Here is a 25326-nt window from a genome sequence, read left to right as displayed (position 1 = left end):
ATAAATGAAAAAAGATTCCATCAAAATTATTATAGCGGCTGTTATTCTATTTGCTGCGATATTATGTGCAAATATGTGGCGTCAGGCTAAAGAAAACTTTGAAGATAATGCATCCAATGAGGAAACAGAAGATGAAATCGCTGAAGATAATAGCTTGAATGATGGTGAGGCTGAAGGTAATTTGCAAAAAGACAGTGCTTCATCAGGTGATGTTACTCATATCAGGGACAAGAAGCTTATTTATGACGATGACAACAGCGTGGTCACTATGTATCTGACTGTCAGGAAAGGCAACAAATCAGATGGAACTAATCACACCTGGGAAGAGGTCAATACCTATTCAGCATATTATTATGATGAGCGTGGGATTGACAGATACAAAGTGGAAGCTCTTTTGCAGGTTGGTGATGAGAATGGAGTTAAGGAAGGGGCTCTTGGATATGGAAGAGAAGCGCCTAATGCCACAGTACAGATAAGAGGACAGACATCGAGTAAGAATCCTCAAAAGAACTATAAGATAGAGCTTAAGAAAAATCAGGGTTCCTGGAATGGACAGACAACTATCGCGCTTAATAAGCACATGACTGACGGACTGAGATTTAGAAATAAGCTTGGTTTTGACCTATTGGAAGGTATTGATCAGCTCATGGGGCTAAGAACGCAGTTTGTGCATCTGTATGTCAATGATCTTACTGATGACGAAGATCTTGGATTTCAGGATTATGGGCTTTACACTCAGGTGGAACAGCTAAATAAAGCTGCGCTTAGAACACATGGACTAGACAGGACAGGCCATTTATACAAGATAAATTTCTTTGAATTTTACAGATATGAAGATGTGATAAAAAAAGCTGATGAACCGGGGTATGACAAGAAGGCTTTTGAAGAATATCTGGAAATAAAGGGTAATGAAGATCATACCAAACTGATAGAGATGCTGGAAGATGTTAATAATATGTCGGTTCCTATAGAAGATGTGATAAAGGAACATTTTGACATGGAAAATCTGGCATATTGGATGGCCTTTAATATACTTACCGGAAATTATGATACGCAGAGCAGAAATACATATCTGTACAGCCCACAAAATTCAGATACCTGGTATCTGTACTGCTGGGATCTTGATGCATCTTTTCGTCTTGAAGAAAACCACATGAAAGGTCTGACAGATGGAGAAAGCTGGGAATGTGGAATAAGCAATTATTGGGGGAATGTTCTTTTTCAAAGATGTCTTAAGTCCAAGCAGTTCAGAGATGAGCTTAATGATGCCATTCTTGAACTCAAGGATTATATGAGTAAAGACCGGCTAAAAGAAATGGTGGAAGCATACAGAAAAGTAGTTGAACCATATGTGTACAAAGAGCCGGATCTTAATTATGCGCCTATCACGAAGCAGCAGTATGAGAAGGTAGCTGCGGATTTACCCGGACTTGTGGATGAGTATTACAAAAAATATTTGGATACTCTGGACAGACCTATGCCATTTTATATTGGAGTGCCAGTCTTTGAAAATGGTAAGATAAAGTACAACTGGGAGATGAGCTATGATTTTAACCAGGAAGATGTGAAGTATAAGATGACTGTTGCGAGGGATTATGAGTTTAAAGATGTGGTCGAAAGCTATGAGGACTACTGGCCTGAATATACGGGGAAGGCGCTTTCTCCTGGACAGTACTTTGTGAAGGTGCAGGCCACTAATGAAAGTGGGAAAACACAGGATCCTTTTGATTACTATGAGGTAGACAGCGGTAAGATATACGGCGTTTTATGCTTTTATATAAATAAAGATAACAGTATATCGGTTTATACGGTTGTGGAATGATACGGTGGTCATTGTAATGATAAAAAAGATTTTTAAGATAATATTTATTCTTCTTATTGTAGTGATAATAGGCTTGGGAGCTCACAAAATGTATATCAGGAGTATTACGGGAAAATCATATAAATATGATGAGGGAAATGAGACATTGACAAATCCCTATATTGGCTATGCTCCCAGTTGCACGAGTACCAGTCTGTGTGAAAATACCAGTCTTGTTTATTTGGAGATTCACTGGAGTGACCTTGAGCCTAAGGAAGGTGTATATGATTGGGAAACAATAGAAACCAATGCTTATTTGGAAAGATGGCGGGACGAAGGAAAGAAGCTTGTCCTCAGATTTGTCTGTGATACGCCAAAGACAAGTGAGCATATGGATATCCCTCAGTGGCTCTATGATAAAACAGGCGATGGAGTATTCTATGATATTTCATACGGAAAGGGGTATTGTCCTGACTACAACAATACTGTTTTTATAAAAGAACATGAAAAAGTGATAAAAGAAATTGCAGATCACTTTAGAAATGATGATTTCCTTGTTTATGTAGAGCTTGGAAGTCTGGGACATTGGGGAGAGTGGCACACCTATTATACCGGTGGTCTTCCACGGATGCCTAAGACTGCAGTGAGAACTATGTATGTCTCTCATTATGTTAAGTATTTTGATTACTGCAAACTGCTGATGAGAAGACCTTTTGCGGAGCTTCCGGAAGGTGCTGGAGTGTTCAATGATATGACGGGAATAAGCCATGATACAAGTATTTGGCTTTCCTGGATAGAGGAAGGCGGAGATTTTAATGCTTCAGGGGAAAAGAATGCGCTTAAGGCAGTCCCTGAAATTTGGAAGACTGCGCCGGTTGGAGGAGAATTTGCAAGTTCTGTTCCGATCAGCACTATGCTTGGGAGTGATTATGACCAGACGATAAGTCTTTTGGAAAAATCCCATATGAGTTTTATTGGACCAATGGTTCCTTATATGAAGAGGGAAGATAAGGATTTTTATGATGCTGCGAAAAGAGCACTCAGGTATGTTGGATACAGGTACAGAATAAAGAGTCTTCTAATTAAAAATCCGATTGGACAGAAATACTCAAATGTCACAATAACCATGATAAATGATGGTGTTGCGCCAATATATTTTGATTCAGTGCCTTGCCTTTATATTACTTTACCGGAAGAAACTGATGAGAATATAGCATTTAACAATGATGGGTATGCTAAGGCGGGTACTGATGCAGAAGGAATGGTAAAGATAAAGCTTGATATAGATTTAAAAGAACTTGCTCAGGGAGAAGAAACGGAGTGTACTATTCAGATTCCGAGATATCTTTTTCATAAGAGTGGGATGAAGCTTTACGCAGGAATAGAGAATCCTAAGACGGAAGAGCTTGAAATCCTTCTTGATATGGATGCGGAAAGAAAAGGCAGTTTGAGTCTTATCTGGGCAAAGTATTAGGAATATAAAAAATAAATATAATTTTTGCGGAGTTATGAAATAAACTGCACAGAAGCTCATGTTTTTATGGTATAGTGTGTAATGGCCTTCAGGTCGGAAATTATTGATTTTGGGAGGAAGTAGTTTTGAAGAAGGATAGGGGATCTTTTTCTGGAAAAATCGGATTTGTGCTTTCGGCAGCAGGAGCGTCTGTTGGCCTTGGCAATATCTGGAGGTTTCCGTATCTTTGCGCAAAGTATGGGGGAGGAATATTTTTACTTGTGTATGTACTGCTGGCGCTTACGTTTGGCTACACTATGATTGTGGCTGAAACTGCTATAGGAAGATATACAAAGAAGAGTCCTGTAGGCGCATTCAACAATCTTGGTAAAAACAAGGTCATGGGATTTGGCGGATGGATAAATGCCATAATTCCTATTCTTATCGTTCCATATTATTCGGTAATTGGCGGATGGGTTTGTAAGTATCTGTTTGAATACATAAGAAGTGATATTAACAGAATTGCATCAGATGATTTCTTTGTGAATTTTATTACAGATGGCGCTGATTCAGAAATCTGGTTTATTGTATTTGCTGCTTTGGTTCTTGGAGTAATATTTATGGGTGTTGCGAATGGAATAGAGAGATTTTCCAAATTTGTCATGCCTGTGCTGGTTGTGCTTGCTTTCTTTGTGTGTGTTTATTCTGTGACGAGGAAAGGTGCGCTTGAGGGAGTTAAATATCTTTTTGTTCCAAACTTTGCTAATTTCTCGATAATGACCATTGTTACAGCTATGGGACAGATGTTTTATTCTCTTTCCATCGCTATGGGAATTCTTATCACTTTTGGATCCTATATCAAGAAAGAAGTAAGTATAGATGAGTCCACAAGGCAGGTTGAAATATTTGATACAGCAATTGCTGTTATGGCAAGTCTTATGATAATTCCCGCAGTGTTCTCTTTTTATGACGGAGACCAGACCAAGCTTAAAGCAGGACCATCTTTGATGTTCATTACCATGCCCAAGATATTTGCAAGTCTTGGCTTTGGTAAGGTGATTGGAATAATGTTCTTTGCACTTGTCTTGTTTGCAGCGGTTACAAGCGCTATAGCTCTTACAGAAAGCGCTGTTTCTACTTTTTCAGATGAATTTGGGTGGAGCAGAAGACGCGGAGTTGTCGTAATGGCCTTTATAATGCTTGTTTTGGGAAGTTTGTCTTCTCTTGGCAATGGTCCTCTTGCGGGAGTTACCATTATGAAGATGCAGCTTTTGGATTTCTTTGATTTCCTGACAAATTCAATCATGATGCCAATCGCAGCACTGTTTACATGTATTTTGATAACTAAATATATGGGAATCGACACACTGACGAGCGAAGTTGAGCAGGACGGACATCCTTTTAGCAGGAAAAAGACTTTTGCTGTGATGATAACAAAAATCTGCCCGATATTTGTGGCAATAATCCTTATCAGCTCAATTCTTAACGTACTTGGAATAATCAAGATGTGAGAAATAATTAGAGTATAATATTGATTGAATATATGTTCGATTGATGGTAAGATGGGCAGAGTGATTAAGGCTTGGTTAGGAAGTATTGTTGATGAGTAAGGAGTATTATTTTGCCTGCCTTATTGGGGCGGGAATTGTTCTTTTGGCGGGTGTTATCTTTTTTGTTATAAAGGCCATAAGGAACAAGCCTCTTCCGATGGATGAGATGGAAGGGCATGATTTTGAGTATTACTGCGCTGAGCTTCTAAAAAAACACGGTTTCATCGATGTGGAAGTGACAAGAGGAAGCGGGGATTTCGGAGCTGATATTCTTGCTGAAAAGGATGGAATATCCTATGCTGTACAGTGCAAATGCTATGATAAACCAATTGGGGTGAAGGCAGTTCAGGAGATTTATGCCGGAAGAGATTATTATGACTGCATGGTTGGAGTTGTCATGACTAATCAGTATTTCACTCAGCCTGCAATGGAACTTGCAGAGAAACTTAAGATTGTTCTGTGGGACAGAGGATATGTGGATGCCATGGAAGAGGAAGAAGTAAAAAGAAAAAAGGCTTAAGAGACTTCCATAAGGTGCTGATAAACAGGCAAGGCGAGGATTATGATCGTAACAATTGAGGATGATTTTGATTTAAAGAAAATAGCTGACAGTGGACAGTGCTTCAGGTTTAATGAATGCGCTGACGGGTATAGCGTTCTTGCACAGGATAAATATCTTTTCATTAAACAGGTTGATGATAAGAAGTATGACTTTTCATGCTCCAAAGAGGATTATGAGAATTTTTGGAAAGAGTATTTTGACCTTAAGACGGATTACAGGAAGATAAGAGGCCTTATTGATGCAGATGAAGACGGATATCTTTATGCTGCTTCTGAATATGGAAAAGGTATCAGAATTCTGAGGCAGGACCCCTGGGAAATGTTGATTTCTTTTATAATATCCCAGCGAAAAAATATCCCGGCAATAAAAGCTTCTATTGAGAAGATATGTGCGCTTTGCGGGAAAGAGATTGGAAATGATGCTAAGGGTAAGGCAGTTTACTCTTTTCCAACACCTGAGGAGCTTGTAGTTGTTCCACTTGAAAAGCTTACTGCCTGCAGTCTTGGGTATAGGGACAAATATGTCCATCAGGCGGCACTTGATGTGGCAAGCGGAGTTTCGAATGTAAGAGAATGGAGCAGCCTTGATGATAAAGAGCTGCTGGAAAAGCTACTGGAAATATACGGAGTCGGTGTAAAGGTCGCCAACTGTGAAATTTTGTTTGGATTTCACAGGCTTGATGCTTTTCCTAAAGATGTATGGATAAATAAGGTTCTGGAGCTTAAATATCCGGAAGGCTTTTTGTTTGATAAATACAGGCCGTACAATGGAGTGATGCAGCAGTATCTATTCTTTTATTCAAGAGAAGAAAAATTACAGAAGTAAGTCATATAAACCGGAGAGCAAAATATGATGCTTTCCGGTTTTTTGATATATTTGTACATATACAACTTTGGAAAATTGTACAAATTTGTCATTGACCGAAAGAAGAGTGGGTTATACGATAAAACACGTATGATTGGCGTGTGAAGCTGAATACACAAAACAGTACAACTTATGAAAATAATACAACTTTTCTTTGGGTGTTAGAAGGTGGCTAAATATCAAACAATTATTGATTGGATAAACAAGAATATAGATGAGGGCAAGCTTAGTCCCGGTGAGAAAATTCCTTCAGAAAATATCCTGTGTGAAAAGTTTGGGCTAAGCAGGCAGACAGTGAGGCATGCAATTTCCAAGCTTTCTGAGGATGGACTTTTGGAAAGCCGCAGAGGAAGCGGGACGTATGTTGCCGATCAGAGGGCAGACGGAAGCAATAAATCTGTGGTAGCGGTGGTTACAACGTATCTGGATGATTATATTTTTCCAAGTACTATAAGAGGTATCGAGAGTAGCCTTAGCTCAAAGGGATACTCGATGCAATTATCTTTTACCAACAATACTACGGGTAAAGAAAAGCAGATTTTAGAGGATCTTATCGAGAGAAATGATGTTGCAGGGGTTATCATGGAACCGGTGAAAAGCGCTCTTCCAAATCCCAACATACAGCTTTACCATAAGCTGATTGATAAGGGGATTAAAGTTCTTTTCATTAATAGCTATTATCCTGAGCTTGATCTTCCTCACGTATCTATAAATGATGAGGAGTGTGCCTACAGAGCGGTTAAGGCTTTGGCGGATGCGGGGCACAGGAACATTGGATGTGTACTTAAGCTCGATGACGGGCAGGGGAGAGAGCGGTATCGTGGATATTTAAGGGCAATGACGGAATGCGGACTTTCTTTTACCTATGACCATGTGAACTGGATAGATACGATAGATATCAAGGATGGGAAAAGAAGTCTCGTCAGAGTCAAAGAGAGACTAAAGGGGTGCAGCGCGGTCTTTTGTTATAACGATCAGGTGGCAGGAATGCTGATGCAGGTTCTGATCGAGGATGGGATGAAACTTCCTGAAGAAATGTCGGTTATTGGCATGGATGATTCCGATTTGGCAAAGATAGGAGTTTCCGGAGTTACGATCTCTTCCATTCCACATCCTAAGGCAAGGCTCGGAAATAAGGCGGCTCAGAACATGATAAGGCTTATACACAGTTCCGGTAAGTTCTGTAATGCCACATATGAATTTGAAGAAGATGTGATAATCAGGGATTCAATCCAAGAACTGTCAGGAAAGAATAATTGACAGATTTGTCACATGGAGGATTTCAGGTAGTTTTATATACAACTTGGTTTCAATAGTAAATTTTACAGATAAAGGAGAGACAAAATGGGTGACGTAAAAAGTTTAATCGCAGAGGGGAAGACGCTTCTTGGCATCGAGTTTGGTTCTACAAGAATAAAGGCTGTTCTTACGGATTATGAGTATAATCCGATTGCATCAGGTTCACATGCCTGGGAGAACAGACTTGATGATGGAATCTGGACATATACACTTGAGGATATCTGGGGCGGACTTCAGGATTGTTATGCAAAGCTTGCACAGGATGTTGAAAAGCAGTATGGCGAGAAGCTTACAAAGGTTGGAGCTATGGGATTTTCAGCTATGATGCATGGCTATATGGCTTTTGATAAGGCAGGAGAGCTTCTTGTTCCTTTCCGTACCTGGAGAAATACTATTACTGAAGAGGCTTCAGAAAAGCTTACAGAGCTTTTTAGATATCACATTCCACAGCGTTGGAGCATTGCTCATTTATATCAGGCAATGTTAAATGGCGAAGAGCATGTAGGAAAAGTTGATTTCTTTACAACACTTGCAGGTTACATTCACTGGCAGCTCACTGGTGAGAAGGTTCTTGGCGTAGGTGATGCATCAGGAATGTTCCCTATTGATTCTGCAACATGTGATTACAACGAGAAGATGGTTGGACAGTTTGATGAACTTATCGCAGAGAAAGGCTTTTCTTTTAAGCTTCGTGAAATTCTTCCAAAGTCACTACCTGCAGGCGCAGCAGCTGGCACTCTTACAGAAGAGGGTGCAAAAAAACTTGATCCTACAGGAACACTGCAGGCAGGAATCCCTGTTTGTCCTCCTGAAGGCGATGCAGGAACAGGTATGGTTGCTACAAACTCAGTTGGCGTAAGAACAGGTAATATCTCAGCAGGAACAAGTGTATTCTCAATGGTTGTTCTTGAGCATGATCTTTCAAAGGCATATCCTGAGCTTGATCTTGTTACAACACCTAGCGGAGAGCAGGTTGCCATGGTTCACTGCAACAACTGCACATCTGATCTTAATGCATGGGTTGGACTTTTCAGAGAGTTCGCAGGAGCTATCGGTCAGGATATCGACGATGATACTCTTTATGGAACACTTTATCGCAAAGCAATGGAAGGTGATGCTGATTGCGGCGGACTTCTTGCTTATAACTATTTCTCGGGCGAGAGCATTACAGGCTTCAACGAAGGAAGACCTTTGTTCGTAAGAAGACCTGATGATAAGTTTAATCTTTCAAACTTCATGAGAACACATCTTTACACAGCACTTGGAGCACTTAAGGCAGGTAATGATATCCTTATGAAAGAAGAGAACGTAAAGGCAGACTTCTTCTTTGGACAGGGCGGATTCTTCAAGATTCGCGGTGTTGGTGACAGAGTAATGGCAGCAGCCCTCAACACACCTATAAAGCTCATGGAGACAGCAGGAGAAGGCGGCCCTTGGGGACAGGCAATTCTTGCAGGTTTCATGCTTCAGAAGTCAGAGGGTGAGACACTTGAGAAGTTCCTTAACGAGAAGGTATTTGTTTCCGGTAAGGTAGAGACTTTTGAGCCTTTAAAAGAGGATGCAGAAGGCTTCGATGAGTTTATGAAGGATTACAACGCAGGTCTTGCAATTGAAAGAGCTGCAGTGGATTCACTTAAATAATTGATAAAAATGGCTTTCCTGGGCTCATATGGTCTCAGGAAAGCTTTTGATATGACAAAAAGGGGAAGAAAAATGTTAGAAGAATTAAAGAAAAAAGTATATGAAGCAAATATTCTTTTACCCAAGTATGGTCTTGTAACCTTTACATGGGGAAATGTCAGCGCGATTGACAGAGAGAGCGGCCTTTTTGTAATTAAGCCAAGTGGTGTTGATTATGAGACTATGACTCCTGATGACATGGTTGTCATGGATCTTAACGGAAATAAGGTTGAGGGAAAGCTTAATCCTTCATCAGATACTCCGACTCACGTGGAAATCTATAAGGCTTTCAAAGAGGTAGGCGGTGTAGTTCATACACATTCATCCTATGCAACCAGCTGGGCACAGGCAGGAAGAAGCATTCCTTGCTATGGAACAACTCACGCAGATTATTTCTATGGCGATATTCCCTGCGTAAGATGCCTTACAAAGGACGAGATAGAGGATGCATACGAAGAAAATACCGGACATCTTATCGTTAACGAATTTGAGCGTATGGGCAAAGATCCTGTAGCTGTTCCGGCAGTTCTTTGCAAGAATCACGGCGTTTTTTCATGGGGAAAAGATGCGCATGAAGCAGTACACAACGCAGTAGTTACAGAAGAAGTTGCAAAGATGGCTTACAGATGTGAAGTTATCAATCCAAGAGTTCAGCCTGCACCACAGGAATTACAGGATAAGCACTACTATCGTAAACACGGCGCTAATGCATATTATGGACAAAAGTAATAGCATAAAATAGTAAGACTTAGGCAAAATATGCGATAGACGATAGATTTTAGTTATGTTACATTTTATATGCATTATCATGATGGTATATCGGTTAGCAGAATGAAACTTTTGTGCTGAACGGTATATATAAATGGATAAATTAAAAGTTTCCATTGTATTGCGGTGAATTTGTGAAATATGACTTGCATAGTGGATATACTTCAATTGATGATTTCACATATAGCATAACATTGGCAAAAGAAGTGGAGGAATTATGACAAACAAAGAATTGCAGAAGATTGCAAACGAAGTCCGCAAGGGCATTGTTACAGCGGTTCACGCAGCAGGTGCCGGACACCCGGGCGGATCACTGTCAGCAGCAGATATCTACACATACTTATATTTTGAGGAGATGAATGTAGATCCTAAGGATCCTAAGAATCCTGATCGTGATCGTTTTGTTCTTTCTAAGGGACATACTGCACCGGGTCTTTACTCAGTTATGGCTCAGAAGGGATATTTCCCTGTTGAGGAGCTTACAACACTTCGTAAACTTGGTTCAAGACTTCAGGGACATCCAAGTATGCAGTATCTTCCAGGTCTTGACATGAGCAGCGGATCTCTTGGACAGGGAATCTCAGTTGCTTGTGGTATGGCTCTTTCTGCAAAGCTTGATAATAAAGATTACAGAACATATACACTCCTTGGTGACGGTGAGATTGAAGAAGGACAGGTTTGGGAGGCTGCTATGTTTGCAGGATTCCGTAAGCTTGATAACCTTGTTGTTATTGTTGATAACAACGGACTTCAGATTGACGGACCTATTGATCAGGTTTGCTCACCTTATCCTATCGATAAGAAGTTTGAAGCATTCAACTTCCACGTAATTAACGTTGATGCTCATGATTTTGATGCTCTCAGAGCTGCATTTAAGGAAGCTAGAGAGACAAAGGGACAGCCTACAGCAATCATTGCACACAGCTTAAAGGGTAAGGGCGTTTCCTTCATGGAAGGCCAGGTTTCATGGCATGGTGTAGCACCTAACGATGAAGAATACGCAAAGGCTATGGATGATCTTAACAAGATTGGTGAGGCACTTGCCTGACACGGATTGTTTGGCATCGATCAGATGAATTTCCGTTAGGAAATTCAATGAAAATATTTGGAGGTTAGAATGAGCGAAGTAAAGAAAATTGCTACCAGAGATAGTTATGGTAAAGAACTTATAGAGCTTGCAAAGGTTAATGACAAGGTAGTTGTACTTGATGCAGACCTTGCAGCAGCAACAAGAACAGGTTGGTTTAAGAAGGAATTCCCTGATCGTCACATCGATTGCGGTATTGCTGAATGTAACATGATGGGTATCGCAGCAGGTCTTGCTACAACTGGTAAGATTCCTTTTGTAAGCACATTTGCTATGTTTGCAACAGGACGTGCTTTCGAGCAGGTTCGTAACTCTATCGGATATCCACATCTTAACGTTAAGATTGGTGGAACACATGCAGGTATCACTGTAGGTGAAGATGGTGCCAGCCACCAGTGTAACGAAGATCTTGCTCTTATGCGCACAATCCCTGGAATGGTTGTTATGTGCCCTGCAGATGACATCGAGGCAAGAGCTTGCGTAAGAGCTGCAGCAGAGCATGAAGGCCCTGTTTACATCCGTTTTGGACGTGCAGCTTGCCCTGTAGTTAATGACAGACCTGATTACAAGTTTGAGCTTGGCAAGGGAACACTTCTCAGAGAAGGTACAGATGTAAGTATCATTGCAACAGGTATCGGTGTTGGTGCTGCTCTTGAAGCTGCAGAGAAGCTTGCTGCAGACGGAATCAGCGCAGAAGTTGTTAACATCTGCACAATCAAGCCTATCGACAGAGAGCTTGTAGTTGCAACAGCTAAGAAGACAGGCAAAGTTGTAACAGTTGAAGAGCATTCTGTAATCGGTGGTCTTGGAAGCGCTGTTTGTGACGTTCTTTCAGAGGAATGCCCAACAGTTGTTAAGAAGATCGGTATGCAGGATAGATTTGGTGAGTCAGGATCAGCTGCTGCACTTGTTAAGAAGTATGGTCTTGATGGTGATGGTGTTTATGCATCAGTAAAGGAATTTTTGAAATAATGAATATTTTAAGTCCTTCAATTCTTTCTGCTGATTTCGCCATTTTAGGAGAGCAGATAAGAGAAATTGATGAAGCGGGAGCTGAGTATATTCATATAGATGTAATGGATGGCATATTTGTGCCATCCATTTCCTATGGTATGCCGGTTATTAAGAGTATAAGAAAAGTTACCAAAAAAGTTTTTGATGTGCACCTTATGATAAAGGACCCTGTCAGGTACATCGACGATTTTGTGGAGTCAGGCGCGGATATGATAACATTTCACCTTGAGGCCACAGATAATGCGCAGGAAGTGATAGACAGAATCCATTCTCATGGGAAAAAAGCCGGAATATCAATAAAGCCCGGTACAGAAGTTGAAACTCTTTTGCCATATCTTGATAAAGTTGAAATGATTCTTATCATGACAGTTGAACCTGGATTTGGCGGTCAGAAATTCATACCTGAAAGTGTTGGCCGTGTCAGAAAGCTCAGGACATTTTTGAATGAAAGAAATCTTGGCACTGACATTGAAGTTGATGGTGGAATATACATAGAAAATGTCAGTGAGATTCTGGAAGCTGGCGCTAATGTCATAGTTTCTGGCTCTGGTGTGTTTAAGGGAAACCTTACTGAGAATGTAAAAGGCTTTTTGGAAAAATTTTAAGGAATATTTGAATTGTATTTCTTGATGTATTTTATGCTGCATCTCTTGATTTTTTTTAATTGACAAAACGGAAGTAATAACTTATACTTGCGTCGTGAAATAAGTGAGAAGCTCATGTGTAATTCACGTGAGCTTTTTGCTTGGTTTTAATCTTTATGTAAAAGCCAATTTTGGCAGGAGGAAATTATGAAGAGATTTTTCGCAATGATGATCGCAGGTATTTCCACAATGGCAATGCTTGCAGGATGCGGAAGCAATGCATCAACAGAAACTAGCACAGAAGCTTCTACACAGGACGCATCAGTTGCTACAACAGAAACTGCAGAGACTACAGAAAACGCTGAGGCACCTGCAGAGACAGTTAAGCTTGATAAGCTTACAATTGGTTTTGTTCCTTCACGTGAACCAGATGAGATCGTTACAGCAACTGAACCACTTAAAGAGCTTCTTACAACAGAACTTGCTGGCCTTGGTTATGAGGTTGGTGAGGTTGATATCACAGTTGGAACAAGCTTTGAGGCAGTTGGAGAAGGACTTTCAGCTGGTACAATCGATATCGGACTTATTCCTGGTTCAACATATGTTCTTTATGATGACGGATGTGATGTAATCCTTACAGCAACAAGAAACGGTCTTTCAATCGAGAGCGATGATGCTAAGACTTGGAACGATCAGAAGCCTACAGGTCCTGTAGATACACAGGTTACATTCTATCGTGCACTTATTATTGCAGGTCCTTCAGAAGCAGGTCAGGCAGTAGCAGATAAGGTAAACAATGGCGAAGAGCTTACATGGGATGATTTAAACGGTCTTAACTGGAGCGTTATGAGTTCTTCATCACCTGCAGGATATGTATATCCTTCACTCTGGCTTCAGAACAAGTATGACAAGCACCTCACAGACCTTGCTCATACATCACTTTCAGATAACTATGGTACAGCATTTGCAAGACTTGCTTCAGGACAGGTTGACGTACTTGTAACATATGCTGATGCAAGACGTGACCAGGAAGAAAAGTGGAATTCTGAGTACGGCAGAGAAGCAAGCATCTGGGATGAGACAAACGTTATCGGTGTAACAGATGGTATTTACAATGACACTATCAGCGTAAGCAAGACATCACCTATCATGGATGAGAATCTTAAGGCTGCACTTACACAGGCATTTATCAACATTGGAAACACAGAGGCTGGTAAGGAAGTAATTTCTATCTACAGCCACAACGGATATGTTGAAGCTAAGTCTGAGGACTATGATTCTGAGAGAGCTGCTCAGGAACTTATTATGTCAATGCAGTAATTTTATTGGTGATTATTGAGATAATATAGTATTTTTATGGGGAAGATATTTTTATAATGTCTTCCCTATTTTTAAAAGCCGATTTTTATATTAAGGAGAAGAAAGATGATCAAGTTTGAAGACGTAGGAAAAAAGTACCCCAATGGCTTTGAAGGATTAAAGCATATAAATCTTTCGATTGAACAAGGGGAGTTCGTTGCAATTATCGGACTTTCAGGCGCTGGCAAATCCACACTGATTCGTACCATAAACAGAATGCACGATGTTACTAGCGGAACTCTCAACGTGGATGGTGTTGATGTCATGAGTCTGTCTGGAAAACAGCTTAGAAAATTCAGAAGAAATATCGGTATGATTTTCCAGTCTTTCAATCTGATAACAAGAACAACTGTTATCAAAAATGTTCTGACTGCATTTGTTCCTGACATGCCATGGTTTAGATCAACATTTGGCATATATACCAGGGAAGAAAAGATGAAGGCACTAGAGTGCCTCGATAAAGTTGGTATTCTTGATAAGGCCTTTGTAAGAGCAGATCAGTTATCAGGTGGTCAGCAGCAGAGAGTTGCTCTTGCAAGAACACTTGCTCAGAATCCTCATATCATACTTGCAGATGAACCTGTTGCAGCGCTTGATCCTGTTACTGCAAAACAGGTTATGGATGACTTTAAGAGAATCAATGAAGATATGAAGATCTCAGTCCTTATCAATATCCATCATGTTGATCTAGCTCTTAAATATGCAACAAGAGTTATCGGAATCAGAGAAGGTGAGATTGTTTATGACGGACCTTCGAGCGAAGTTAACGGTGAGATTCTTTCACTTATATACAAGGGACAGGTTGATAGTGAAGGAAACGTTAAGGAAGAAGCGGGGTGATAAATATGAGTTTGTATGACAAAATATTTAAACCTAAAGTATATACCCTGGATAATGGAAAAAGCGTTGAGAAGAAGGCTTCAAGGGCACCAATCGCAGCAATAGTCATAATATTCATGTGCGTGTTGTCTGTTAAGATAACCGGATTTGATATGAACATCCTTGTTACACGTATTGGTCAGTTCTTTGTAATCCTGGGACAGATGTTTCCACCAAAGACAGAATATTTAAGCGCAGTATGGAAACCACTTTTTGATACCATAAAGATGTCTCTTTTGGGCTCACTTATAGGATCTTTATTATCTGTGCCTTTTGCAATGCTTGCAAGCACAAATGTCTGCCCTAACAAGGTTGTTGTTACAGTAGTAAGATTTTTGTTCAGTCTTATCAGAACATTGCCAACCATTGTTACAGCGCTTGTTGCTACACTTATATTCGGTCTTGGAACACTTGCGGGAACAATTGCGATTGCAGTTTTTTCTTTTGCATATATTGGTAAGCTTACATATGAGGAGATTGAGACTGTAGATATGGGTGCATTTGAAGCGATGGAAGCCATGGGAGCAACTAAGTCAAGAGCATTCATTTCATCAATAATACCTCAGGTACTTCCATTTTTCCTTTCAAACTGCCTTTTCAACTTTGAAGGAAATGTTAGATATGCTGCTGTTTTGGGATATGTAGGTGCAGGTGGTATCGGTCTTATTCTTAACGAAAGAATAGGATGGCGTGATTATCCTGCAGTTGGAATGATACTTATTGCTCTGTTTATTACTGTATTCATTATTGAATCAATAAGCAGATATTTCCGTAAAAAACTGGTTTGACAGGGGGATTTGTGATGAATAAGAGAATTGAAGAAGCTTATGAAAAACGCCCCAAGAACTGGGTGTATAACATGGTACTTGCGATAATAGTTGTGGCTCTTTTAATCTGGAGCGCAAGCGCAGTAGAAACAAGCGGTGCAACAAATGGTGGTGGACAGATTGCTCTCAATGTGTTAAAAGGAATTTTTACACCTGACCTTAAATTTCTTTTTAACCTTACAAAATCAGGTGTTCCATATCTGATGCTTGAAACAGTCTGCATTGCATTTTTAGGAACAATTGTTGGAGCTATAATCTCTGTTCCTTTGGCTTTTATATCAGCGTCAAATTTAACACCAAAGCCAATTGCATTTTTGGGAAGAATCCTGATCATGGCTGTTCGTACAATACCAGCTTTTGTTTATGGACTTATGTTTATAAGAGTTACCGGACCGGGAGCATTTGCAGGACTTCTTACTATGGGTGTATGTTCTGTGGGAATGATAAGTAAGATGTATATCGAGGCGATCGAGGATCTTGACACTCATGTACTTGAATCTTTGGATGCGCTTGGCTGCAATACCTGGGAAAAGATAAGGTTTGGTATTTTGCCGCAGCTTATGCCAAACTTTGCTTCGACAGCTATCTATAGATTTGATATCAATCTTCGTGATGCTACAATCCTTGGAATGGTTGGAGCAGGAGGATTTGGTGCTCCGCTTATCTTTGCAATGAATGCTTATCGCTGGAATGAAGCGGGAGCTATCCTTGCCGGACTTATAATACTGATTTTGATAATGGAGTACATATCAACTAAAATACGAGTTAAATTAACAAGAGGATAATGAAATGAGAATTATTTTTACTTCTGACACACACGGTCATCTTTATCCAATTAACTATGCAAAAAACTGCCCTGAGAATTCGGGGCTTTTTTGCATTGCTTCACAGATAGAGAAGGACGGAAATACACTGGTTTTGGATGGTGGCGATTCACTTCAGGGAACACCGCTTCTTTCATATTACCTGGAGCATAGAAACGATTATGATTTTAATCCGATGGCTGAAGGTTTTAATGCCATGGGACTTGATTATTACACACTTGGAAACCATGATTTTAACTTTGGCTATGATGCGATTGCGGATTTTGCCAAATATATGAAAGCTCAGCTTATAAGCTGTAACGTAAATGATCTTGGCGGCAAAGTGGACATTAAAAAGAATGTGATCCACACATTAGAGGATGGCACAAAGGTTGGAATTACTGCAGCTGTAACCGGATTTGTAAATGTCTGGGAACAAAAAGATCATCTTGTTCAGATAACTGTCTCAGATCCTATTGAGGCTTTAAGGGAGCAATATGAATATCTTAAAGATAAATGTGATATTACTATATGCATTTATCATGGCGGATTTGAAGAAGATCTAAAGACCGGTAAGCTTCTTTCAGAAACAGCAGAAAATCAGGCATGCAAAATAATGAGAGAGATGGGCTTTGATATCCTTCTTACAGGTCATCAGCACATGACAGTTGAAGGACTTACTATAGAGGGAACCTATGGGGTACAGCCACCATCAAATGCAATGAAATACTGCTATCTTGAAGTGAATGCTGATAAGTCTGGAAAAACAGAATATCAGGTTGTTTCAAGAATTGAGACTGTTAATACTCCGGATGAAAGATACGATGTAATGGCAAAAGACCATGCTTTTATGGATGAATTATCTCAAAAAGTTCAGACCTGGCTTGATGAGCCTATCGGATGTCTGGAAAAAGAGATTGCGCCCGAAGAGAAACTTCCTACAGCTTTACATGGAAGTAAGGTTGCATCGCTCTTTAATCAGGTTCAGCTTGACTATACAGGCGCTGATTTTTCGTGCACCAGCCTTGCTAATGATCCTCTTGGACTAAAGAAAGAGATCACAGTTCGAGATGTGCTTGGAATCTACCAGTTTGCAAACACAGTTGAAGTTAAGAAAGTGACTAAGAAAGTGCTTAAGCAGGCTCTTGAGAGATGCGCTGAATATTTTGATTATGATCAGGAAACAGGTGAAGTTAAGGTTTCAAATATTTTCCTGCAGCCTAAAGTTGAGCATTATAACTATGATTATTATGCGGGACTTGAGTATTCTTTTGACCTCACAAGACCTGTCGGAGACAGAGTTGTAGTTCTTCGTAAAATGGACGGAACAGAGCTTTTGGATGATGCTTCATTTACTCTTGTCACAAGTAATTATCGAGCTACCGGAACAGGTGGATATCAGTGTATTGGGGATTGTGAGAGCGTTGGAAGCTATGCAGATGAAATGCCTGACCTTCTTATAAATTACATAAGAAAGCACAGTCCTGTCGGAGAGATAAAGAACTCCATCTTTTCAGTTGTTACAGCTAAATGATCAAATAGGCTATTTTCATATATTCATGAATTATATATCCATGAATATATGACTTTCCGAACGATAACAAGGAAAAATCGTTCGGAAATCTGCCTTTGGCAGATACGCCTTCACCTAAAGGTGAAGCCTAGTCCAGTACGGATACCGTATTTCTGAGGAAATTCGGTATCCTATGAGAATTAAGTCGAGCATAATTGACATTTACAGGCGCAAAAGGCATACTAATATTGAGATTTTGTCGGATTTTATAGTTATAGAAGAAGGAAAAAGATGTATAAAAGATTAGAAAGAAATGATCCTTGCTGGTGCGGAAGCGGGAAAAAGTATAAGACATGTCATGCAGCTTTTGATGATAAGCTGATTCATTATGAGCATGAAGGCTTTATAATTCCTGACAGAGTTCTTTTTAAAACAGAGAAGGATATTGAAGGAATCAAAAAGAGCGCAGTCATAAATATGGCTGTTCTTGATGAGATTGGCGAGAAGATCCATGCAGGTATGTCAACCCAGGAGATAGACGATATTGTTTTTAACACAACCAAGAAAATGGGAGGTATTCCTGCAGATCTTGGATATGAAGGTTTTCCTAAGAGTGTTTGCACTTCGATAAATGAGCAGGTATGCCATGGAATTCCTTCTGAGGATATTATCCTTAAGGATGGAGATATTATAAACGTTGACTGTTCGACTATCCTTGACGGCTATTTTTCTGATTCATCACGAATGTTTTGTGTTGGTGATGTTTCTCCGGAGAAAAAGAGACTTGTTGATGTGACAAAGGAATGTCTTGAAGCAGGTTTAAAGGCGGTAATTCCGTGGACCCCGATTGGAGATATGGGACATGCAGTTCATCAGCACGCGCTTGATAATGGCTACACTGTAGTTAAGGAAATTGGTGGACATGGCTGCGGAAATGCCTTCCACGAAGAGCCTTTTGTAAGCTTTGTAAGTAAACCGGGCACAGGAATGCTTATGGTTCCGGGAATGGTATTTACAATCGAACCTATGGTCAACATGGGAAGAGATGAGATATTTATCGATGAAGAAAATGATTGGACAGTATATACTGCTGACATGAAGCCTTCTGCACAGTGGGAAGTAGAGCTGCTTGTCACTGAGACCGGCTATGAGCTTCTTTGCTGGTGATAATTTATCGCAATTTAACGGATTGTCAGAAGTTTTTCCGGCAAGCCTATTAAGGAAAAATTGATCAGATCGGTTTTTTCAAATACATAATGAAACAGAAAGGATTTGGGGATATGCAGAATAAAGGGAAATATTACATTACAACTGCAATTGCCTATACATCAGGTAAGCCTCATATAGGTAACAGCTACGAAATCGTGCTGGCTGATGCAATCGCAAGATATAAGAGAAAGGATGGCTTTGATGTTCATTTCCAGACCGGTTCAGATGAGCATGGTCAGAAAATCGAGACAAGAGCCATAGAAGCAGGATGTGCTTCTCCTAAGGAATTTGTAGATCAGGTTTCTGAGACAATTAAAGGTCTTTGGAATCTCATGGACACATCATATGACAGATTTATCAGAACAACTGATGATGATCATGTTAAGCAGGTTCAGAAGATTTTTAAGAAGTTCTACGACCAGGGAGACATTTACAAGGGCTCTTACAAGGGAATGTACTGTACAGAGTGTGAGGCCTTTTATACAGAGTCTCAGCTTGTTGATGGAAAGTGCCCTGAGTGTGGCGGACCTGTTCATCCTGCAGAGGAAGAGGCATATTTCTTCAAGATGAGCAAGTATGCAGACAGACTTATTGAGCATATTAATACACATCCTGAATTTATTCAGCCTGTTGCCAGAAAGAATGAGATGATGAACAACTTCCTTCTTCCCGGACTTCAGGATCTTTGCGTTTCAAGAACGTCATTTAAGTGGGGTATTCCTGTAGATTTTGATGACAAGCATGTTGTATATGTATGGCTTGATGCGCTTACAAACTATATCACAGGTATTGGCTATGATGCTGAGGGTAACAGTACAGAGGATTACAAGAAGTGGTGGCCTGCTGACCTTCATCTTATCGGAAAAGATATCATCAGATTCCATACAATCTACTGGCCTATTTTCCTGATGGCTCTTGGTGAACCGCTTCCTAAGCAGGTATTCGGTCATCCATGGCTGTTACAGGGCGGTGAGAAGATGAGTAAGTCCAAGGGAAATGTTATTTATGCAGATGACCTTGTTAGCTTATTCGGTGTTGATCCTGTAAGATATTTCGTTCTTCATGAGATGCCATTTGATAATGATGGTGTTATCACCTGGGAGCTCATGGTAGAGAGATTTAATTCTGATCTTGCAAATACTCTTGGAAATCTTGTAAACCGTACAATTGCCATGAGCAACAAGTATCTTGGCGGAGTTGTAGCGGATAAGGGCGTAAAAGAAGCTGTTGATGACGAGCTCAAGGCTGTTGTTACAGGATGTTATGATAAGGTTGAAGCTAAGATGAATGACCTTAGAGTAGCAGATGCTCTTACAGAGATATTTGCTCTTTTCAAGAGATGCAATAAATATATTGATGAGACTGAGCCATGGGTACTTGGCAAGGATGAGAGCAAGAAGGACAGGCTTTCAACAGTTCTTTATAATCTTGTTGAGTCAATTTCTATTGGCGCTGCATTGCTTGATCCGTTTATGCCTGAGACAGCTCAGAAGATCAGAGAACAGCTTAATTCTCCTGAAAGAGAATTTGACAGCCTTTCAAACTTTGGCGTGCTCGAGAATGGCACAAAAGTTGTTGAGACACCTGAGATGCTCTTTGCTCGTAAGGATTTGAAGGATGTTCTTGAAAAGGCAGCAGAGATCACTAAGAAGCAGAAAGCTGATTTTGAAAAGTCACAGAGAATAGCAGCAGAAAATCTTGCTAAAGCAGGACTTGCACCCGCAAAGGCACCTAAGAAGGAAGAGAAAGCTGACTCTGAGCAGGAGCCAATCGATATTCCTGCAAAGGAAGAAATTTCCTATGAGCAGTTTGGCACAATGCAGTTCCAGGTAGGCGAAATTATCGCTTGTGAAGCTGTCGAGAAGTCAAAGAAGCTTCTTTGCTCAAAGGTTAAGATTGGAAGTCAGGTTAAGCAGATTGTTTCAGGTATCAGAAAGTACTATTCTCCAGAGGAAATGGTTGGTAAGAAGGTAATGGTTCTTGTAAATCTTAAGCCTGCCAAACTTGCAGGAGTTATGTCTGAAGGAATGCTTCTGTGCGCTGAGGATGCTGAAGGAAATCTTGCTCTTATGACACCTGAAAAGCCAATGCCATCAGGAGCTGAGATTTGCTGATCTGATAAGAAAAAAAGAATAGTCAGTATGTTTATTTCATACTGAGTGGTTATTTTGATTGTATAGTAAGATTCTAAATTATTAAAGAAGTGTGAAAATACGTACGTAAATATGATAATTAGTATATAATAATTATAAACTAACAAACTATGGGGAGGACTCCAAATGGTACGGAAAGAGGAACTGACTTACAAATCAAGAGACAGAGAAACTATGATTCATGCAATTAAATGGATTCCGGAGGGGAAGCCTGTAGCGATTCTTCAGATCATCCACGGAATGCAGGAATTCATAGACCGCTACGATGAATATGCTCGTTTTCTTGCAAGCAAGGGTTTTCTTGTAACTGGAAATGATCATCTTGGACATGGAAAATCAGTGTCAGCAAACGGGACATATGGATTTTTCTGCAAGGATGACCCTGCGACAGTTCTTGTAAGAGATGCTCACAGGCTTAAGAAAATGGTACAGGAAGAGTATCCCGGAGTTCCGATTTTTATATTAGGACACAGTTTTGGATCTTTTGTTGCCAGGGAGTATATTGCACGTTACGGAACCGGAATTCAGGGGGCAATCATTCAGGGCACAGCATTTATGCCGGCAAGTACAATTAAATCGATGGCATCTCTTGTTGGTACAATGCAGGTGTTCCTGGGAACAAAGACACGATCTAACATGATCAATAACATGGCATTTAAGGGATATCTGAAGAAGATTCCTAATGCAAGGACTAAATTTGACTGGTTGTCTCACAATGAAGAGAGCATAGATAAGTACATTGCTAATCCTGCTAATAATTTTGTGTTCACTCTTAACGGCTTTTCAACAATGGCAGAGCTTCTTAAGAGAGTTCAGGATGTCGGTAAGATGGAGGACATTCCTAAGAATCTTCCAATACTCATTACAGCCGGAAAGGAAGATCCTGTAGGTAATTACGGTGAAGGACCCGAGAAACTCTACGATATCTACAAGAATCAGTTGCAGATGAAGAATGTTGAACTTAAGCTTTATGATGGAATGAGACATGAGCTTCAGCAGGAGATTGGCAGGGAAAAGATTTTTGAAGAGCAGTATCAGTGGCTTTTGGAAGTGGCCAATCGTGTATCAAGAAGTTGATTTATCAAAAATAATGGTAAGATGTGCTTACCATTCTGACTGGGATGGAGCAATGAAACTTGCATGGAAGACCTTCATCAAGTTTGATGCTCCTGACTATTCCCAGGAGGGAATACAGAATTTCCACAATTTTGTCAATGATGACATGTTGCGGAAAATGTTTATTGCTGGGCATTATCAGCTATTTGTGGCTGTGGACAGAGAGAAATATGTTGGAATGCTTACGCTTAGGGAAAAAAAGCATATTTCTCTTTTGTTTGTTGATGAAAACTACCACGGAAACGGGGTTGGAAGTGCCCTTATTAAGTATGTGTCCAAATATGTTTCCGAAGAAGAGGGACTTGACAGAATAACTGTTAATTCCGCTCCTTACGCCAGAGAGTTTTATCACAAGAGGGGATTTAAGGATTTGGGACCTGAGACTGTAGCAGATGGTATCAGATATACTCCGATGGAACTTAGATTACGTGACATGCTGCAAACAAAAAGTTGAAAATGCCTGATATGAAACAATAGTGAAAAAGTTTATAAAAGGGATGGATATTTGATTTATGGGTAGATTTTTTGACATCGACAGTCCACTTATGCAGGCACTTTCAAAGATTGCAGACATAATGTGGATCAACATACTTACTTTGATTTTTGCAATACCACTTATTTTGGAACAGCTTTTCTTTTTAAGTCCTGTTCTGTTTGGGGATTTTCAGATTACAGTAGGCCTGATTTTCTGGGCATGGCTTTTAGGAATTGTATTTTCTATACCTTTGGGACCTGCACTTACAGCAATGCACTTTGTACTGCTTAAGCTTGTTCGTAACGAAGATAGCTATGTGACAAAGTCCTATTTTAAGTCATTTAAAGAGAATTTCAAGCAGGGAGCTATTTTGCAGGTAATTCAGTTCGCGGTTGGCGGAATTCTTTTATTGGACTACATGCTTATGAAAGACAGCGCGGCAGTATATGTATATCTTGTTTTTGCAATAGCGATCATTCTTTTTATGATTTCTCTTTATATTTTTCCGCTATTGTCTAAATTTGTTAATACTGTTCCCGGAACACTTAAGAATTCAGCGCTTATGGCAGTGCTTGCACTTCCTAAGACATTTTTGATGGCGCTGGTTTCAGTTATTCCACTGGTTATTCTTTATTTCTTTGATATGAAGGCTATGCCGATAATCATCCTTATGGGAATTGCCGGACCGGGATTTCTTTGTGCTTTATTATATAATGGAACATTTAAACGTTTTGAGCCCAAGGTTGAAGAAATGACTGAGGAAGAAGAATTAGAAGCAGCCATCAGGAAGATTGATGAATCTGCACCGGAAGGACAGGGCGAAGAACACTGACATTAAAGAGGTATCCTATGAAAAAGGCGTATCTTAAATGGTTGGTTCCAATTGCAGCATTGTGCGTAATGGTGGGCGTAGCCTGCTTTATTTATGGCGGTGTTGTTAAAAAAAATGCAGTAATGCAAACAATAAATATGTTGTCAGAGAAAGTCACTAGAAGTCTGTATAGTGCTGATCTGTCTGTGAAAACAGCCGAAGTATGTAATAATACTGCGGCTGTTTCTTTTGAGTTAATGCGATTTGATGAAGACAAGGATAAAATTGTTAAGATGCTAAAACATGCTGTTTCATATGAAAATGCGCAAACAGCAGTTGTCTGCGACCAAAATGGCATGGGGTACAATGAAAAAGGCGATAGCATTTCACTTTCAGGAACACCAATGTTTGAAGAGGTAAAGAATAATTATAGCAGAGGCGGAAAAGGCTTTGTCCTGGTCAGTGAAGAAGGATATTTCAGACCACACAGCATAGCTATTGTAAATCATGTTGGGTTTGCAGATGGTATGAAAGGTTTTATTATTACATCGGTTTATTATCCTGATCTTCATGAGAGAATCTTTCCACAAATTGAAAACGGGATAACGACAGCACTTATTGGACTGAATGGTACAGTTATAGCAGGAGATAATGAAGGCACGAATTTCTGGGAAAATACAGATGCAATTGTGCCTAAAGATACAATTAAACTCAATATTTCACAGAGAAAAAAATATTTTGCTGAAGTGCCGGGATATGGTTATGTACTCATGGTGCCATCAGATGTAACAAATGGAGCGGCAGTCCTTTTGATAGAGAATAAGACAATAGCTGAAATGACTGCATTAGATGTGGTTTGGTACAGGGTTTTTGTTGGAGTTTTATTCGGAGCGATATGTTTGTATATCCTGATTCTTTTGCTTTCTCATTATGTTGAAAGGATGCTTTCAAAGTTTTTGGGCAAAAAGGAAAAGGAAGAAACAGAATTTGACGAACAAACAGGACTTCTTAATGAAGAAGCGTTTATCCTGGCTATAGATAAATATTCCAGACTGTCTGAAGTAAATAGCGGAGTCCTTTTTGCATTGAATATCGATATTTTAGGGAAAGATGATACATTAAGCAAAGATCTGGACAATCAGATAAAAGAATTCTCGGGAAAACTGACAAAGAATTACAGAAGCTCTGATTTTCTTGGAAGAGGAAAAAATGGGGAGTTCTTCATATTCCTGCGGGATATTTCAGAAGAGAAGGATATCAGAAAGCAAACAGATGCGTTACAGCTGTTTATGCATGACATAAAGGCTGACAACAAGATGTTTGGAACAAAAGTAAATGTAAGTGCAGGAAGAGCTATTTTTACAAAAGATGGAGGCTGCGGCGAGGAAATTGTGTCTGCTGCAAGAGATGCTTTGGCGGTTTCTAAAGGCGACGGAAGGAACAGTATAGTCTTTTACAAATAAAACAATAGACAAGTTGCACAGCTATAATGGAGAATATTCGTCAATTTTTTTGAATT

At 39.9% G+C, this 25326-nt stretch carries 22 protein-coding genes; all 22 read left to right on the top strand.

Going from position 1 to position 25326, the window contains the following annotated elements:
- Nucleotides 1-4 precede the first annotated feature (4 nt).
- The 22 genes from BM086_RS07320 (at nucleotide 5) to BM086_RS07215 (ending at nucleotide 25270) form a co-directional block, all read left to right on the top strand.
- On the top strand, nucleotides 5-1822 hold the full coding sequence (locus BM086_RS07320; RefSeq protein ID WP_242952143.1) for a CotH kinase family protein: 1818 nt from the start codon (nucleotides 5-7) through the stop codon (nucleotides 1820-1822).
- Nucleotides 1823-1838: 16 nt separating this feature from the next.
- Nucleotides 1839-3275, top strand: coding sequence for a DUF4832 domain-containing protein (locus tag BM086_RS07315; RefSeq protein ID WP_092325332.1), 1437 nt, complete (start codon nucleotides 1839-1841; stop codon nucleotides 3273-3275).
- 125 nt (nucleotides 3276-3400) lie between these two features.
- Entirely contained in the window at nucleotides 3401-4765 is a 1365-nt protein-coding gene (locus BM086_RS07310) for a sodium-dependent transporter (RefSeq protein ID WP_092325330.1), read from the top strand.
- Between the two features lie 91 nt (nucleotides 4766-4856).
- On the top strand, nucleotides 4857-5324 hold the full coding sequence (locus BM086_RS07305; protein ID WP_092325328.1) for a restriction endonuclease: 468 nt from the start codon (nucleotides 4857-4859) through the stop codon (nucleotides 5322-5324).
- 42 nt (nucleotides 5325-5366) lie between these two features.
- Complete coding sequence (locus BM086_RS07300; RefSeq protein ID WP_092325326.1) at nucleotides 5367-6191, top strand: DNA-3-methyladenine glycosylase family protein; 825 nt, start codon at nucleotides 5367-5369, stop codon at nucleotides 6189-6191.
- 207 nt (nucleotides 6192-6398) lie between these two features.
- Entirely contained in the window at nucleotides 6399-7490 is a 1092-nt protein-coding gene (locus BM086_RS07295) for a GntR family transcriptional regulator (protein WP_092325324.1), read from the top strand.
- Between the two features lie 84 nt (nucleotides 7491-7574).
- Nucleotides 7575-9170, top strand: coding sequence for a xylulokinase (locus tag BM086_RS07290; protein WP_092325322.1), 1596 nt, complete (start codon nucleotides 7575-7577; stop codon nucleotides 9168-9170).
- A gap of 72 nt (nucleotides 9171-9242) precedes the next feature.
- The gene (locus tag BM086_RS07285; RefSeq protein ID WP_092325487.1) at nucleotides 9243-9938 is read left to right on the top strand and encodes an L-ribulose-5-phosphate 4-epimerase; all 696 of its coding nucleotides are present in this window, start codon (nucleotides 9243-9245) and stop codon (nucleotides 9936-9938) included.
- 256 nt (nucleotides 9939-10194) lie between these two features.
- Nucleotides 10195-11025, top strand: coding sequence for a transketolase (locus BM086_RS07280; protein ID WP_092325320.1), 831 nt, complete (start codon nucleotides 10195-10197; stop codon nucleotides 11023-11025).
- 69 nt (nucleotides 11026-11094) lie between these two features.
- Nucleotides 11095-12036: a transketolase family protein gene (locus BM086_RS07275; RefSeq protein ID WP_092325318.1), complete on the top strand. Its 942-nt coding sequence runs from the start codon at nucleotides 11095-11097 to the stop codon at nucleotides 12034-12036.
- Nucleotides 12033-12683 (top strand): ribulose-phosphate 3-epimerase, encoded by a 651-nt coding sequence (rpe, locus tag BM086_RS07270; protein ID WP_092325316.1) that lies wholly within the window; start codon nucleotides 12033-12035, stop codon nucleotides 12681-12683. The genes BM086_RS07275 and rpe overlap by 4 nt, the downstream gene beginning before the upstream one ends.
- 186 nt (nucleotides 12684-12869) lie before the next feature.
- Nucleotides 12870-13982: a phosphate/phosphite/phosphonate ABC transporter substrate-binding protein gene (locus BM086_RS07265; protein ID WP_092325314.1), complete on the top strand. Its 1113-nt coding sequence runs from the start codon at nucleotides 12870-12872 to the stop codon at nucleotides 13980-13982.
- Nucleotides 13983-14087: 105 nt separating this feature from the next.
- The gene (gene phnC / locus BM086_RS07260; RefSeq protein WP_092325312.1) at nucleotides 14088-14861 is read left to right on the top strand and encodes a phosphonate ABC transporter ATP-binding protein; all 774 of its coding nucleotides are present in this window, start codon (nucleotides 14088-14090) and stop codon (nucleotides 14859-14861) included.
- Between the two features lie 5 nt (nucleotides 14862-14866).
- Nucleotides 14867-15688: a phosphonate ABC transporter, permease protein PhnE gene (phnE, locus tag BM086_RS07255; protein WP_092325486.1), complete on the top strand. Its 822-nt coding sequence runs from the start codon at nucleotides 14867-14869 to the stop codon at nucleotides 15686-15688.
- Between the two features lie 14 nt (nucleotides 15689-15702).
- Nucleotides 15703-16512: a phosphonate ABC transporter, permease protein PhnE gene (phnE, locus tag BM086_RS07250; protein ID WP_092325310.1), complete on the top strand. Its 810-nt coding sequence runs from the start codon at nucleotides 15703-15705 to the stop codon at nucleotides 16510-16512.
- A gap of 4 nt (nucleotides 16513-16516) precedes the next feature.
- Nucleotides 16517-18064 (top strand): bifunctional metallophosphatase/5'-nucleotidase, encoded by a 1548-nt coding sequence (locus BM086_RS07245; RefSeq protein WP_092325308.1) that lies wholly within the window; start codon nucleotides 16517-16519, stop codon nucleotides 18062-18064.
- A gap of 270 nt (nucleotides 18065-18334) precedes the next feature.
- Nucleotides 18335-19210 (top strand): methionyl aminopeptidase, encoded by an 876-nt coding sequence (locus tag BM086_RS07240; RefSeq protein WP_092325306.1) that lies wholly within the window; start codon nucleotides 18335-18337, stop codon nucleotides 19208-19210.
- 113 nt (nucleotides 19211-19323) lie between these two features.
- A complete protein-coding gene (gene metG / locus BM086_RS07235; RefSeq protein ID WP_092325485.1) occupies nucleotides 19324-21366 on the top strand; it encodes a methionine--tRNA ligase in 2043 nt (680 codons plus the stop codon).
- Nucleotides 21367-21531: 165 nt separating this feature from the next.
- Nucleotides 21532-22482, top strand: coding sequence for an alpha/beta fold hydrolase (locus tag BM086_RS07230; protein WP_092325304.1), 951 nt, complete (start codon nucleotides 21532-21534; stop codon nucleotides 22480-22482).
- Nucleotides 22466-22975, top strand: coding sequence for a GNAT family N-acetyltransferase (locus tag BM086_RS07225; protein WP_242952142.1), 510 nt, complete (start codon nucleotides 22466-22468; stop codon nucleotides 22973-22975). Before BM086_RS07230 ends, BM086_RS07225 begins: the two co-directional genes overlap by 17 nt.
- Nucleotides 22976-23033: 58 nt before the next feature.
- Entirely contained in the window at nucleotides 23034-23828 is a 795-nt protein-coding gene (locus BM086_RS07220) for a YesL family protein (RefSeq protein ID WP_092325302.1), read from the top strand.
- 17 nt (nucleotides 23829-23845) lie between these two features.
- Nucleotides 23846-25270: a GGDEF domain-containing protein gene (locus BM086_RS07215; protein ID WP_092325300.1), complete on the top strand. Its 1425-nt coding sequence runs from the start codon at nucleotides 23846-23848 to the stop codon at nucleotides 25268-25270.
- The last annotated feature ends 56 nt before the right edge of the window (nucleotides 25271-25326 follow it).

This window comes from Butyrivibrio sp. YAB3001 (assembly GCF_900112195.1).
Taxonomy (GTDB): Bacteria; Bacillota; Clostridia; order Lachnospirales; family Lachnospiraceae; genus Butyrivibrio.
Note: the sequence above shows the minus strand (reverse complement) of the source record. Positions and strands in the feature narration are given on the sequence as shown.